The following is a 14,220-nucleotide window of genomic DNA, read 5'->3' as shown; positions in this document are numbered from 1 at the left end:
CTCAGGCCGATTGGTAAAGCGTGACCACGCAGGCCCCACCCAGCCCCAGGTTGTGCTGCAGCGCGGTGCGGGCACCGGGCACCTGCCGATCCTGGGCACTGCCGCGCAACTGGTGGGTGAGCTCGTAACACTGGGCCAGGCCCGTGGCGCCCAAGGGGTGGCCCTTGGACAGCAGCCCGCCCGACGGGTTGGTCACCACCTGGCCGCCATAGGTGTTGTCGCCCGCATCGATGAAAGCCGCCGCGCCGCCCGGCGGGCACAGGCCCAGGGCCTCGTAGCTGATGAGTTCGTTCTGGGCGAAGCAGTCGTGCAGTTCGACCACATCCAGATCCTGCGGCCCGATGCCGGCCTGCTCGTAGACCTTGTGCGCAGCTTCCTGCGTCATGCCGTAGCCCACCAGGCGCATCATCTCGTGGCTGTCGAAAGTGTCGGGCCGGTCCGTGGTCATGGCCTGGGCGGCGATGATCACGTCGGTACGCAGGCCCTTCTTTTTTGCAAAGGATTCGGACACCAGCACCGCCGCCGCGGCGCCGCAGGTCGGCGGGCACGCCATGAGCCGGGTCAGCACGCCGGGCCAGAGCATGGGGGCGTTCATCACGTCATCGACCGACAGCTCCTTGCGCAGCAGCGCCAGCGGGTTGCGCGCCGCGTGCCGGCTGGCCTTGGCGCGCACCCGGGCAAAGGCTTCGAGCGGCGTGCCGTACCGGCGCATGTGGCTCTGCCCAGCCCCGCCGAAATAGCGCAGGGCCAGCGGCAGTTCGGGCATGCCGACCAGGGCCTCGGCCTCGCGGTCGAAGTCCTTGAAGGGGCTGGGCCGGTCGTTGAACACGGTGCCGATGGCGCCCGGGTTCATCTGCTCGAAGCCCAGGGCCAGCACGCAGTCGGCCGCACCGCATTCCACCGCCTGGCGCGCCAGGAACAGCGCCGTCGAACCGGTCGAGCAGTTGTTGTTGACGTTGAAGACCGGTATGCCGGTCATGCCCAGGCCGTAGACGGCCTTCTGCCCGCTGGTGGAGTCGCCATAGACATAGCCCACGTACGCCTGTTCTATGGCGCCGTAGTCCACGCCCGCGTCCGCAAGTGCCAGCCGCCCGGCCTGCGCCGCCATCACGGGATAAGTCTCGTTGGCGCCGGGCTTGGCGAAGGGAATCATGCCCACGCCCGCGATGAATGCCTTGTGTGCCATGGGGATACAACCTTATTTTTCAGCGCGCCAGCACGGTGGCGCGGATGTCCTTCTTGAGCACCTTGCCCACCTTGGAGCGCGGCAGGTCGGGCCAGATCTCCACCTGCTTGGGCGCCTTGACGCTGCCGATGCGCGCCTTGGTGAAGGCGATGATTTCGTCGGGCTGCACCGTGCGCCCCGGGCGCAGCTGCAGCACGGCCACCACCCGCTCGCCCCATTTGTCGTCGGGCAGGCCGATGACGGCGCTGTCCTGCACGTCGGGGTGCTGCATCAGAGCCTGCTCGACCTCGACCGAGTAGACGTTGAAGCCGCCGGTGATGATCATGTCCTTGGCCCGGTCCACGATGTACAGGTAGCCATCGGCATCCACCCGGCCGATGTCACCCGTGTGGTGCCAGCCACCCTGCCCCGCCTCGGCCGTGGCCTCAGCGTTCTTGTAGTAGCCCATCATCACGAGCGAGCTGCGCACCACGATCTCCCCGGTCTCGCCGCGCGGCAGCAGCCGGCCTTCTCCGTCCATGGTGGCCACCTGCACCAGCGGGCCGGGCCGGCCGGCGCTCGCCAGGCGCTCGCGCGCCACCGTGCCGTCGGCGTGGAAATGCTCGCGCGGGGACATCATGGAGATCATCATCGGCGCCTCGGTCTGGCCGAAGAGCTGGGCCATCACCGGGCCGATGGCCGTGAGCGCCTCTTCGAGCCGCGCCGCCGCAATGGGCGCCGCGCCGTACCAGAAGCACTGCAGCGAATCGAGCCGCGTGCTGGCCAGTTTTTCGTGCTGCAGCAGCATGTAAATCAGCGTGGGCGGCAGGAAGGTGTGGGTCACCCCGTGCCGCTCCACCAGCGCGAGGAACTCGCCCAGGTCCGGCTTGGGCATGATGACGATGCGCCCACCCAGGGCCATCACCGGCAGGCAGAGCACGCCCGCCGCATGGGTGAGCGGCGCCAGCGCCAGGTAGACCGGCCGGCCCTCGAAGGGGTAGCCCATCAAGGTAAGGGCCGACATGGTCTCCAGGTTGCGGCCCGAGAGCATCACCCCCTTGGGCTGGCCTGTGGTTCCGCCGGTGCCGGCGATCATGGCCAGGTCGTCCACGGGGGCGATTTCCACTGGTTCGTCACCCACGCCCTGGACCCACTCTGCCCACGAAGGCGCCCAGCCCAGGGCCGCATCCAGGCAGACGAACTGGCGCACCTTGGGCAGTTGCGCGCGCATCTGCTCGACCATGGGCGCGTAGGCGCTGTGGAAGATCAGGCAGCTGCAGTCGAAGGCATCGAGCACGTAGCGATTCTCCGCCGTCTCGTTGCGCGGGTTCACCGGGCACCACGCGGCGGCAGCGCGCGAGATGCCGAACACGCAGGCAAAGGCCAGGGCGTCGTTGCTCGACAGCACGGCCACCTTGTCGCCGGGCGCGATGCCCGAACGCAGCAGCGCCCGCGCCACCCGGTGGCTGGTGCGCTGCACCTCGCCGTAGGACAGGTCGGCCATGCCCATGCTCAGGCACGGCGCGTCCTCGCCCAGCATGGCCCCCTTGTCGAGGTAGTCGATCAGGCGCATAGGGCCGCCTGCTCAGTGCTGCACCGTAAGCACGGGCGGCTGCACCAGGCCGAAGCTGCGCAGCACGCCCAGAAGCTCGTGGTGGCCAAAGGCCTGGCAGCCCGAGGCAAAGCCCACGCGGCGCGGCGCCTGCTGCAGCAGGTAGGCTGCGGCATAGGCCTGCATCAGCCCGGTCTGCTTGTAGTTGCAGTTGCCGTAGATCACGCAGTGCGCGCGCCCCAGCGGGCCCGAGGCATGCACCGAATCCACCGACTTGTTGATCCGCGGGTTCTCGCGCGGCGGCATGCTGCCCATCACGCTGGCGGCCGTCTGCGCCAGGGCGGCGTAGCGGTCTTCCTCGTTCATGCCCTCGGTGGCCTTGAGCGCGGCGGCCACGATCTGCGGCACGCCCAGCATCAGCGGCTTGTTGAACACGCCGCCCAGCACCTTGACGTTGGCCACGCGCGGGTCCTTCTTGAACCACACGGGGTGCGAGGTGCCGCCCCAGGGCAGGGCCAGCGCCGTCTCGTGCTGGCCGGGGATGGCCAGGCTGTACAGGCCGGCGTCGGGCTGCCATTCCACGTACTGGTTCTGCTCCAGGAAGTAGGCCTTGGACGTGGCCGCGTTGACCAGAATGGTCTGGGTCGATGCCACCGTGGGGCTGCCGCCCCAGAACACGGCGATGTCCAGGGTATCGAGGCCCGGCGTCTCCAGGCACAGCTGGGCGGCGATCTCGCCCGTGGTGTACATCTGCGCCAGGCCGGGCGAGAGCAGCAGGCCGGCGGCGGCGAACTTCGTCCCGTACTCGGCCTCCAGCGTGATCAGCCAGTCCTGCTCGCCCGTGGTGTCGGTGTAGTGGCACTTCGTGGCCAGGCAGGCCTGCACCACCTCGTGGCCAAATTTCGCGAATGGTCCCACGGTGTTGAGCACCACGCTGGCGCCGTCGAACAGTGCGCTGAGCGCCTCCACCGTGTGCGCTACCTCCACCACCTCGTAGCTGGCGGTTTCGATGCCGGGCACGTGCGAGCGCATCGCATCGTCGAGTTTTTCCTTGCTGCGGCCGGCCGCGATGAAGGGGATGTTGTACTCGCGCAGGTACTCGCAGACCAGCCGGCCGGTGTAGCCGGAGGCGCCATAGACCACGACGGGTTTCTTGTTGCTGTTGCCCATAGCCATGTCTCCTGTGCTGGTTTACATGCCCATGCCGCCATCGACCGGCGTGCCCGCGCCGGTGATGAAGCGCGATGCGTCGGAGCACAGGAAGACCACGGCGTCGGCCATGTCGGCCACCTCGCCCAGGCGGCCCGCGGGCGTCTGCTCGATGATGGCGCCCACGGCCGCCTCGGGCGATGGGAACAGGCCTGCGGCCACCACGTCGGCGGCGAGCTTCATGCCCATCTCGGTGGGCACCAGGCCGGGGTAGATGCAGTTCACGCGCACGCCGTAGCCGAGCTTGCCCGACTCCATCGCCGCCACGCGGGTCAGCCGGTCCACGGCCGACTTGGTGGCCGAGTAGCCTGCGATCGCCGGGAAGGCGATGGTGGCGGCCACCGAAGAGATGTTGACCACCGCCCCGCCCTTGCCCGCGCCGCCGCCCGGGCGCATGGCGCGAAACGCGTGCTTGAGGCCCAGCGCCGTGCCCACGATGTTCACGTCCAGCATGCGGCGCAGCGAGTCGGCCTCGATCTCGGACACCAGGGCCGTGACCTCGATGCCGGCGTTGTAGATGAGGATGTCGAAGCCGCCCAGCGTCTCCTGCGTGGCCTGCACGGCGGCGGCCCAGTCGGCCTCCTGCGTCACGTCGAGCTTCACGAAGCCCGCCTTGGCGCCTGCGGTGACCGGCAGCTTGCCCGCCGTCTCCTGCCCCAGCGACGTGAGCACGTCGCCAATCATCACGGATGCGCCTGCGGCAGCCAGTGCCTGGGCCATGCCTTCACCGAGGCCGCGCGCGCCACCGGTGACCAGGGCCTTGCGGCCGGTCAAATCGAACTTCGCCATGTCTTGTCTCCTGGTATTGGGATCGTTGGCCCACCGCTTTCTGCGATGAACGGAATCGATTCTGGAAATGTGCTGGACAAGTGTCAAGATATTTTCTTGACAGTTGTCATAAATTCAATCGACCGGCCCCGGTCCATGCATGAAAAGACATGGGCGCCCTGCCCGGCTCTGCCTACAATGGCGCGATGGAAAGAGCACCCCGCCGTGACAAGTACGCCGAACGCCGCGCCGAACTGGGCGAGGCCGCGCTGCAGACGCTGGCCGAACTGGGCTACGCGCGCACCAGCCTGCGCGAGATTGCGCAGAACTCGGCCTTCTCGCATGGCGTGCTGCACTACTACTTCACCGACAAGCTCGACCTCATCCTGTGCAGCGTGCGCCAGTACAAGGCGCGCTGTGTCACGCGCTACGACGATGTGACCGAGCAATCCACCTCGTTTGCGCAACTGGTGGACGGCTTTGTCGACGTGCTGGGCGAGACCGTGCGCACCGAGGCGCCGATGCACCGCCTGTGGTACGACATCCGCTCGCAGTCGCTGTTCGAGGAGGCGCTGCGCGCCGACGTGGAGGCCATCGACAAGAGCCTGGCCAACATGGTCTGGCGCGTGCTCACGCGCATGGCCGAACTGGCCGGCTCGCCCGTGCGCGCACCCATTGATCTCACTTACGCCATGTTCGACGGCGTGTTCCAGCAGTGCCTGCTGCGCCACATGGCCGGCGATGCCAAGGCCATCCCCACCATGCAGGGGCATGTGCGGCTGCTGGTGGAACAGCTGATCGGCGTGCCAGCTGCAGCCGCCGCTCCTGCCAAGGCGCCGCGCAAGCGCAAGCCTGCAGTGCAGGCCGCGTAGCCCGCCCCCTGGTATCCCATACAAGCCGTTCTGTTCTGCAGAACGGCTTTTTTGTTTCTGCGCGGTGCTTGACCTTGCATCGGATCTTTCTCATACTTTCATAGGACAGATTGATGTTCTTTCTTATAGAACTTTGAAGAAAACAGGAGATCCGATGCCCCAAGCACCCGATGTGCTGATCAGCGAGGTCGGCCCGCGTGACGGCCTGCAGTCCGTCAAGGGCACCATGCCCACGGCCGACAAACTGCGCTGGATCGATGCGCTGTATGCCGCCGGCCTGCGCGAGATCGAGGTCGCCTCTTTCGTGCCCGCCCGCCTGCTGCCGCAGATGGCCGACGCGGCCGAGGTGGTGCGACACGCCATCACCCTGCCCGGCCTGACGGTAATGGCTCTGGTGCCCAACCGCAAGGGCGCGCAGGCGGCGCTCGAAGCCGGGGTGCACAAGCTCACCATGCCCATGTCCGCCAGCGCCGCCCATTCGCTGGCCAATGTGCGCAAGACGCGCGAAGAGATGGTCGAGGAGGTGCGCGCCATATCCGACCTGCGCCGCGACATTGCCCCCCATGGGAAGCTGGAGGCCGGCATTTCCACCGCCTTTGGCTGCACCTTGCAGGGCCTGGTGCCCGAGGACGAGGTGATCTGGCTGGCCGCGCAGTGCGTGGCGGCCGGGGCTGATGAGTCGGGCCTCTCGGACACCGTGGGCTATGCCAACCCGGCCCAGGTGCGCCGGCTGTTCCGGCGCCTGCGCGCCGAGCTGGGTGACAAGGCGGGCGCCGCCCACATGCACAACACGCGCGGCCTGGGCCTGGCCAACTGCCTGGCGGCCTACGAAGAAGGCGTGCGCACCTTCGATGCCTCCCTGGGTGGCCTGGGCGGCTGCCCGTATGCGCCGGGCGCCTCGGGCAACGTGGTCACGGAGGACCTGGTGTTCATGTTCGAGGCGAGTGGCATTTCCACGGGCATCGACCTGCAGCGGTTGATGGACGCGCGCGCGCCGCTGGTGGCCGGGCTGCCCGGTGAGCCGGTGTACGGCATGACCCCCGAGGCGGGTTTGCCCAAGGGCTTCGTACAACAAGGAGCCCGCCATGTCTGAGGCCGGCCAGAACGACAAGCCCCTGCCCTACGCCGGCATCCGCGTGGTGGAGTTCACCCACATGGTCATGGGCCCCACCTGCGGCATGGTGCTGGCCGACCTGGGCGCCGAGGTCATCAAGGTCGAGCCCATCGAGGGCGACAGCACGCGCCACCTGCTGGGCTCGGGCGCCGGGTTCTTTCCCACCTTCAACCGCAACAAGAAGAGCATCGCGCTCGATTTGAAGAAACCCGAGGGCCTGCAGGCCGCGCTGCGCCTGATCGCCACGGCCGACATCGTGAGCGAGAATTTCAAGCCCGGCACCATGGCCAAGCTGGGGCTGGACAATGCCTCCCTCAAGAAGCTCAACCCGCGCCTCATCTATGTGAGCCACAAGGGCTTTCTGCCTGGGCCCTATGAGCAGCGCACCGCCCTGGACGAGGTGGTGCAGATGATGGGCGGACTGGCCTACATGACCGGGCGCCCCGGTGATCCGCTGCGTGCGGGTACCAGCGTCAACGACATCATGGGCGGCATGTTCGGTGCCATCGGCGCCATGGCGGCGCTGCGCCAGCGCGAGCTGAGCGGCGAGGGCTCGGAGGTGCAGGCTGCGCTGTTCGAGAACAATGTCTTTCTGGTGGCGCAGCACATGATGCAGTTCGCCAGCACCGGCAAGGCGGCCAACCCCATGCCCAGCCGCATCTCTGCCTGGGCCATCTACGACGTCTTCACGGTGAAGGATGGCGAGCAGATCTTCCTGGCCGCCGTGAGCGACAAGCAGTGGGCCATCTTCTGCGAGGCCCTGGGCCTGACCGAGTTGCTGGCCGACCCGCGCCTCACAACCAACAACAACCGCGTGCAGGCGCGCGACTGGATGATGCCCCAGCTGCGCTCGCACCTGGCCAGCCGCAGCGCGGCGGAGCTCGCTGCCATCTTCGAGGCCAACGAACTGCCGTTTGCACCCATCACCAAACCGCAGGAGCTGTTCGACGACCGGCACCTCAACGAAAGCGGGGGCCTGGCGCCCATCCGCCTGAACAACGGCACCGAGTCCAAGGTGCCGCTCTTGCCCCTGACCATCGGTGGCACGCGCCCCGGCGTGCGCCTGCAGCCGCCGCGCGCGGGCGAGCACACGGCCGCGCTGTTGCAGGAGCTGGGCTACTCCGATGACGAGGTGGCCGCCCTGCGAGACCAGGGCACCGTGGCTGGCGGCTGACGATCAATTCCCTGCCCCTCCAGCCGGCCGCCGTGCGGCCTGGCTGGGCGCCGCTGTGCGCCATTTGCCTGCAGCGGCCCGATTTCGACCACACCAAGGAGACACATCCATGCATTCCCCAAGCCTCACCTGCATTCTGGCCGGCGCCGCATTGGCACTGAGCGCAACCTCCGCTGCCGCACAGGCCACCACCTGGCCCGACAAGCCGGTGCGCCTGGTCGTGCCCTACTCGCCCTCGGGCACCACCGACTATGCGGCGCGGCAGATCGCCCAGAAGCTCACCGAGCAGACCGGAAAGTCCTTCTATGTGGAGAACAAGGTGGGCGCCAGCGGCACCATCGGCTCGGACCTGGTGGCCAAGGCCGCGCCGGACGGCAGCACCTTCCTCATTAACGACACCACCTACGCCATGCTGCCGCACCTGTTCAAGAAGCTGCCCTGGGACCATGCCACCGGGCTGGTTCCGGTGACGCGCATCGTCGACACGCCGCTGGTCGTGGTCGTGGGGGCCAATTCGCCGTACCAGACCATGCAGGAACTGCTCGATGCCGCCCGGAAGAACCCCGACAAGCTCACCTTCGGCTCGGGCGGCATGGGCAGCTCCTCACACTTGGGCGGGGAGCTGCTGCGCCAGCACGGCAGGATTTCCCTGACCCATGTGCCCTACAAGGGTGCCGGCGAGGCCATGCTGGGCGTGATCTCGGGCCAGGTGGACCTGGTGGTGACGGCCGCGCCCACGGCCATTCCCCAGGTCAAGGGCGGCAAGGGCCGTGCGCTGCTGGTCACCTCGCCCCAGCGCCTGGCCGCCCTGCCCGACGCGCCCACCAGCGCGCAGCTGGGACTCAAGGATTTCACGGCCACCAACTGGTTCGGCATTGCCGCGCCCAAGGGCACGCCCCAGGCCATCATCGACAGGATGCAGGCCGAGGTGAAGAAGGCCGTGGAATCCCCCGATCTGGCCAAGCGCTTTGCCGACCAGGGCGCGGAAGTGGGAGCCATGGCACCGGCCGACTTCCAGAAGTACGTGCGCAGCCAGACCGAGGACTGGGGCCGCGTCATCAAGGCCGCCGGCGTGCAGGCCGAATAATCCCCACCCAAGGAGCAACCCCCGCCATGTGGAACCTGAGCTTTGCCCCGCCCGAGGTCATCGAGGCCACCGTGCTGACCCGCCTGCCCGACGCCATGCGCCAGCCGCGGCGCACCGAATGGGTGGACGCCAACAAGCCCGGCCATGTGATGGACAGCTTTCTCGAAGGCCCGGTGTTCGACGGCCAGGGCAACCTGTACGTGACCGACATCCCCTACGGCCGCATCTTGCGCATCACGCCCGACGGCCAGTGGCAGCTGGTGGTGCAGTACGACGGCTGGCCCAACGGCCTGGCACTGCATGCCGATGGCAGCCTGTGGATCGCCGATTACCGGCGCGGCATCCTGCGGCTGGACCCGGCGGGCAGCGGCGCGCCCGAACCGGTGCTGGCGCACCGCAACAGCGAGTCTTTCAAGGGGGTCAACGACCTGACCTTCGATGCCGCAGGCAACCTGTATTTCACCGACCAGGGGCAGACGGGCATGCACGACCCCACTGGCCGCGTCTACCGCTACACGCGCGGCGGCCGGCTCGACCTGTTGCTGGCCAACGCCCCCAGCCCCAACGGACTGGCGCTGAGCGCCGACGGCGGCGCCCTCTTCGTGGCCGTGACGCGCGGCAACCAGGTCTGGCGTGCGCCGCTGCTGCCCGACGGCAGCATCTCCAAGATGGGGGCGCTGCAGACCTTCTTCGGCACCAGCGGGCCCGTTGGCCTGGCCGCCACGGCCGATGGCGGGGTGGTGGGGGCGCATGCCAGCCTGGGCGGCGCCTTCGTGCTCAATGCGCGCGGCGAAGTGACCCATTTCGTGCGCAGCCCCGTGGGTCTCACGGTGACCAACATCGCCTTCCGGCCCGCCACCTCGGAGATCGTCATGACGGAATCTTCTTCGGGCACCGTGCTGCGGGCCACCCTGCCCGTGACCGGCGCGCCTCCCCACCCCTTGCGCTGAGCGCGCCCCTGGCAGGCACCTCGGTGGCTTCGGCCAGTGGTCATTCCACAGGTGCGTGAAAACGCGCAGGCTGCTATAAAGGGACCATAAAGCAGGAACAACGGCCTCACAGGCCGATGAGGGAGAATTGCATGACCGGTGCGTATCGGGCCAGAAGCCCATGGCTGCGCCTCGCTGCAGGCGTTGTGGTGTCGGCCTGTGCCTTTTTCTCCCCTGCGCAGGCACAAATGACCGCTCTGGAAAAGCCCGCCGGCCCCGTGGTGCTGACCGTGCAGGGCAGCATCACCCAGGCCAACCAGGGGCAAAAGGCGCAGTTCGACATGAAGATGCTCGAAAAGCTGCCCCAGAAGAACTTCACCACCCAGACCCCCTGGTACCCGCAGCCGGTGAGCTTCACCGGGCCGCTGCTGCGCGACGTGCTGGCCGCCGCGGGCGCCAAGGGCAGCAAGATCACGGCGGTGGCGCTCAACGACTACAAGACCGAGATCCCTTTCGACGACGCCACGCGCCACGAGGTGATCGTGGCGCGGCTCATGAACAACCGCCCCATGCCGATCCGCGAGAAGGGGCCGCTGTTCATTGTCTATCCTTTCGACACCAAGGCCGAGTTGCGTACCGAGCTCTACTACAACCGCTCCGCCTGGCAGCTCAGCACACTGCAGATCCAGTGAGCGGCACCAGGGGCACCCATGCTGCGCAGCAAGCACCTCCTGCCCCTGATCATTGCCAGCCTGGTGGTGGTCTATGTGTCCATTGCGACCGTGCAGTACCGCCAGTACCGCAGTGTCGAAGCCGTGATGCGCCGGGGCGACGTGAACGCCCTGTGGTCCTACCTGCAGCTCAATGTGGAGCATGAACGGCTGGACCACGCGCTGCACCAGTACGAATACGACCCGCAAAGCATCTCCACGGATGCGCTGCAGCTGCGCTACGACCTGTTCCTGAGCCGCTTCAGCGCACTGGAGAGCGGCACTGCGCGCACGCTGATGCAGCACGAGCCGCTGTACGCCAAGGCACTGGCGGAACTGCAGGAGTTCGTGGAGGCCGGTGACAGCTATTTCGGCCAGAGCGTCGACGCGCGCACCAGCCAGGCCAACATGCGGCTGTTGCGCGAGCGCCTGGTGGAGCTGCGCCCGACGGTGCAGGAGCTGTCGCTCAACGCGTCGCGCATTTCCGCGCTGCTCGGCGACCAGCGCAACGCCGAGGTGCAGCACCAGACCCTGCTGACCACCGGCCTCACGGCCTTCCAGGCGGTGCTCACCTTTTTGCTGGCCGTGGCCATGGCCCGGCAGTTCCTCAAGCGCGAAAAAGCCAAGTCGCTGGCGCTGGCCGCGCAAGCCGAGCTGGTGGATGCCTTGAAGCGCAGCGAGGAAGTGCTGGAAGCCCGCGTGGTCGAGCGCACCGAGGCGCTGGAGAAGGCCAACACCGCGCTGCGCGAGCACGAGGAAGAGCTGGAGATCGCCCGCGCCCGCGCCGAAGACGCCTCGCAGATGAAGTCGGACTTCCTGGCTAACATGAGCCACGAGATACGCACCCCCATGAATGCGGTGATCGGCATGAGCCACCTGGCGCTCACCACCGACCTGTCGCCGCGCCAGCGCGACTATGTCGAGAAGATCCAGCGCTCGGGCCAGCACCTGCTGGGCCTGATCAACGACATCCTCGACTTTTCCAAGATCGAGGCCGGCAAGCTGGAGGTGGAAACCGTCGATTTCGGGCTGCGCAGCGTGCTCGACAACGTGGCCAATCTGATCGGCGACAAATGCTCGGCCAAGGGCCTGGAGCTGATATTCGATGTGGACCCGGCCCTGCCCGACGACCTGCGCGGCGACCCGCTGCGCCTGGGGCAGATCCTCGTGAACTACGGCAACAACGCCGTGAAGTTCACCGAAACCGGCGAGATCGTGGTGCGCGTGGCCGAGCTGGCGCGTGATGATGAACAAGGCCTGCTGCTGCGCTTCGAGGTGCAGGACACGGGCATCGGCCTCACGCCCGAGCAGCAGTCGCGGCTGTTCCGCTCCTTCGAGCAGTCGGTCACCTCCACCACCCGCACGTACGGCGGAACCGGGCTGGGCCTGGCGATTTCCAAGAAGCTCGCGGGCCTGATGGGCGGGGATGTGGGCGTGCAGAGCACGCCCGGCCAGGGCAGCCGCTTCTGGTTCACCGCCCGCGTGGGCCTGGGCACGCCCTCGGCGCGCCCGCTGCTGCCCGAGCCCGACCTGCGCGGGCGCCGCGTGCTGGTGGTGGACGACAGCGAGCAGGCGCGCCAGATCCTGGCGGGCCTGCTGGCCAGCATGAGCTTTGCCGTGACCACGGCCGCCTCGGGCGAGGAGGGGATTGCCGCCGCCCGCGAGGCCGACGAGGCGGGCCTGCCTTGCGAGATTGCGTTTCTCGACTGGCGCATGCCGGGCATGGATGGGTTCCAGACGGCCGCCCAGCTGGCCCTGCTGCCGCACCCGCCGGTGCCGGTGATCGTCACCGCCCATGGCCGCGAAGAGGTGTTCCGCGCACTGGAAAAGGCCGGCATTGCGCTGATGCTGACCAAGCCGGTCAGCCCATCGCTGCTGTTCGACGCCGCCATGCGGGCGCTGGGAGGGCAGGAGGCCAGCCTGGCGGATCGTGCCGCACCGCGCCGCGCCGGCAGTGCCCCCGACCTGGCCCCCATCCGCGGCGCCCGCGTGCTGCTGGTGGACGACAACGACCTGAACCAGCAGGTGGGCGCCGACCTGCTGGGCGATGCCGGGCTGGTGGTGGAGGTGGCCGAGAACGGCCAGGTGGCGCTGGACATGCTGCACCAGCGCGCGCCCTACGACATCGTGCTCATGGACATGCAGATGCCGGTGATGGACGGCCTGACCGCCACCCGCCGCATCCGCGAGAACCCGGCATGGACCAGCCTGCCCGTGCTGGCCATGACGGCCAACGCCATGAGCAGCGACCGCGACAACTGCCTGACCGCCGGCATGAACGGCCATGTGACCAAGCCCATCGACCCCGACGAACTGTTCGCCCAGTTGCTGCAGTGGGTGCCGGCGCGCGGCGAAGCACAGGATGGGCTGGAGGCGGCTGGAGCAACGCCAGCGCAGTCCGCGGATGTGCTCCATGGGCCGCTCACGCGCATCGATGGGCTGGACACGGCCGCCGGCCTGCGCCGCGTGCTGGGCAAGCCCGCCGCCTATGAAAGCCTGCTGCGCAAGTTCACCGCCGGCCAGGCGTCGGCGGTGCAGAACACGCAGGCCTTCCTGGCCGCAGGCCAGCGCGACGACGCCTTGCGCAGCATGCACACCCTCAAGGGCACGGCGGGCACCATTGGCGCGGCCCACCTGGCCCATCTGGCCGCGGCGGCGGAAAAAGCCATTGCAGACGGCGCGGACGCGGGCACCCTGGCCGCCCTGCTCGCCCCACTGGGCAAGGCATGCCAGGCCCTGGTGGAGGCACTGCAGCATGCACTGCCCGCCCAGGAAGCCGCAGCGCCCCCGGCCGTGGTGGACCCCGCCGAGGCGCAGCAACTGCTGGCGCGCCTGGACGCGCTGCTGGCGGACGACGACTCGGACGCCGTGGAGCTGTTCAAGGACTCGGCCCCTGCCCTGCAGGCGCTCCTGGGCCCGGTCTACGGCGAGATGAAGCGGGCCCTGGACAGCTACATCTTCACGGACGCACTGGCACTGCTGCGGGCAGCCCCTCTGCCCGGCCCAGCGATACAAGGAGGACCCACGACATGAACAATCCCATGGAATCCAGCGGCAGGTGCACGGTGCTGGTGGTGGACGACACGCCCGACAACCTGTCGCTGATGAGCGACCTGCTGCGCCCGGACTACAAGGTCAAGCTGGCCAACAGCGGCGAGCGGGCACTGCAGATCGTGGCGGGCGAAGCCAAGCCCGATTTGATCCTGCTGGACATCATGATGCCCGAGATGGACGGCTACGAGGTGCTGCGCCGCCTGCAGTTCAACCCCGACACCGAGGACATCCCGGTGATCTTCCTCACGGCCATGAGCGCCACGGACGACGAGACCGTCGGCCTGGAGCTTGGGGCCGTGGACTACATCACCAAGCCCGTCAACCCCGCCATCACGCTGGCGCGGGTGCGCAACCACCTGCTGCTCAAGCGCGCCCGCGACATGCTGGCGCGCCAGAACCAGTACCTGGAGGACGAGGTGGCCAAGCGCACGCGCGAGGTCGTGGAGCTGCAGGACGGCACCATCCGCGCCATGGCCTCGCTGGCCGAGACGCGCGACAACGAGACCGGCAACCACATCCGCCGCACCCAGCACTATGAGGAGGTGCTGGAGCGCAAGCTCCAGCACCACCCGAGCTTTTCGGACGA

General features: G+C 68.1%; 12 protein-coding genes. 8 read left to right on the top strand and 4 right to left on the bottom strand.

Translation table 11 applies throughout. The features are described from left to right. Position 1: 1 nt before the first annotated feature. From ACK59X_RS08765 to ACK59X_RS08750, 4 genes are read right to left on the bottom strand one after another with little or no spacing between them, the layout of a single operon-like run. Positions 2–1,186 carry a lipid-transfer protein gene (locus ACK59X_RS08765; RefSeq protein ID WP_409956553.1) on the bottom strand — a complete coding sequence of 395 codons (1,185 nt, stop codon included), beginning with the start codon at positions 1,184–1,186 and terminating at the stop codon, positions 2–4. A gap of 19 nt (positions 1,187–1,205) precedes the next feature. Beyond that, positions 1,206–2,738 carry an AMP-binding protein gene (locus ACK59X_RS08760; RefSeq protein ID WP_409956552.1) on the bottom strand — a complete coding sequence of 511 codons (1,533 nt, stop codon included), beginning with the start codon at positions 2,736–2,738 and terminating at the stop codon, positions 1,206–1,208. A gap of 12 nt (positions 2,739–2,750) precedes the next feature. Continuing rightward, complete coding sequence (locus tag ACK59X_RS08755) at positions 2,751–3,887, bottom strand: DUF5938 domain-containing protein (protein ID WP_409956550.1); 1,137 nt, start codon at positions 3,885–3,887, stop codon at positions 2,751–2,753. Positions 3,888–3,908: 21 nt separating this feature from the next. Continuing rightward, a complete protein-coding gene (locus tag ACK59X_RS08750) occupies positions 3,909–4,715 on the bottom strand; it encodes an SDR family NAD(P)-dependent oxidoreductase (RefSeq protein WP_409956548.1) in 807 nt (268 codons plus the stop codon). A gap of 185 nt (positions 4,716–4,900) precedes the next feature. Between ACK59X_RS08750 and ACK59X_RS08745 the strand changes: the two genes are divergently transcribed. The 8 genes from ACK59X_RS08745 to ACK59X_RS08710 form a co-directional block, all read left to right on the top strand. Next, positions 4,901–5,566, top strand: coding sequence for a TetR/AcrR family transcriptional regulator (locus tag ACK59X_RS08745; RefSeq protein ID WP_409956546.1), 666 nt, complete (start codon positions 4,901–4,903; stop codon positions 5,564–5,566). A 154-nt stretch (positions 5,567–5,720) separates the two neighbouring features. After that, positions 5,721–6,659, top strand: a complete 939-nt coding sequence (locus ACK59X_RS08740) for a hydroxymethylglutaryl-CoA lyase (RefSeq protein WP_409956544.1) — start codon at positions 5,721–5,723, stop codon at positions 6,657–6,659. After that, positions 6,652–7,854: a CaiB/BaiF CoA transferase family protein gene (locus tag ACK59X_RS08735; RefSeq protein ID WP_409956543.1), complete on the top strand. Its 1,203-nt coding sequence runs from the start codon at positions 6,652–6,654 to the stop codon at positions 7,852–7,854. The genes ACK59X_RS08740 and ACK59X_RS08735 overlap by 8 nt, the downstream gene beginning before the upstream one ends. A 109-nt stretch (positions 7,855–7,963) precedes the next feature. After that, positions 7,964–8,941, top strand: coding sequence for a Bug family tripartite tricarboxylate transporter substrate binding protein (locus ACK59X_RS08730; RefSeq protein WP_409956541.1), 978 nt, complete (start codon positions 7,964–7,966; stop codon positions 8,939–8,941). A gap of 26 nt (positions 8,942–8,967) precedes the next feature. Beyond that, positions 8,968–9,891 carry an SMP-30/gluconolactonase/LRE family protein gene (locus tag ACK59X_RS08725; protein WP_409956539.1) on the top strand — a complete coding sequence of 308 codons (924 nt, stop codon included), beginning with the start codon at positions 8,968–8,970 and terminating at the stop codon, positions 9,889–9,891. Positions 9,892–10,118: 227 nt separating this feature from the next. Beyond that, positions 10,119–10,562, top strand: coding sequence for a molybdopterin-dependent oxidoreductase (locus ACK59X_RS08720; RefSeq protein WP_409956538.1), 444 nt, complete (start codon positions 10,119–10,121; stop codon positions 10,560–10,562). An 18-nt stretch (positions 10,563–10,580) separates the two neighbouring features. After that, positions 10,581–13,613, top strand: coding sequence for a response regulator (locus ACK59X_RS08715; protein ID WP_409956536.1), 3,033 nt, complete (start codon positions 10,581–10,583; stop codon positions 13,611–13,613). Next, positions 13,610–14,220, top strand: a 611-nt coding sequence (locus tag ACK59X_RS08710; protein WP_409956534.1) for a response regulator, incomplete at its 3' end; no start/stop codon positions are given. The genes ACK59X_RS08715 and ACK59X_RS08710, both read left to right, overlap by 4 nt.

The organism is Acidovorax sp. (assembly GCF_046339755.1).
Lineage (GTDB): Bacteria > Pseudomonadota > Gammaproteobacteria > Burkholderiales > Burkholderiaceae_C > Acidovorax.
This window is presented reverse-complemented; position numbering and strand designations above follow the sequence as displayed.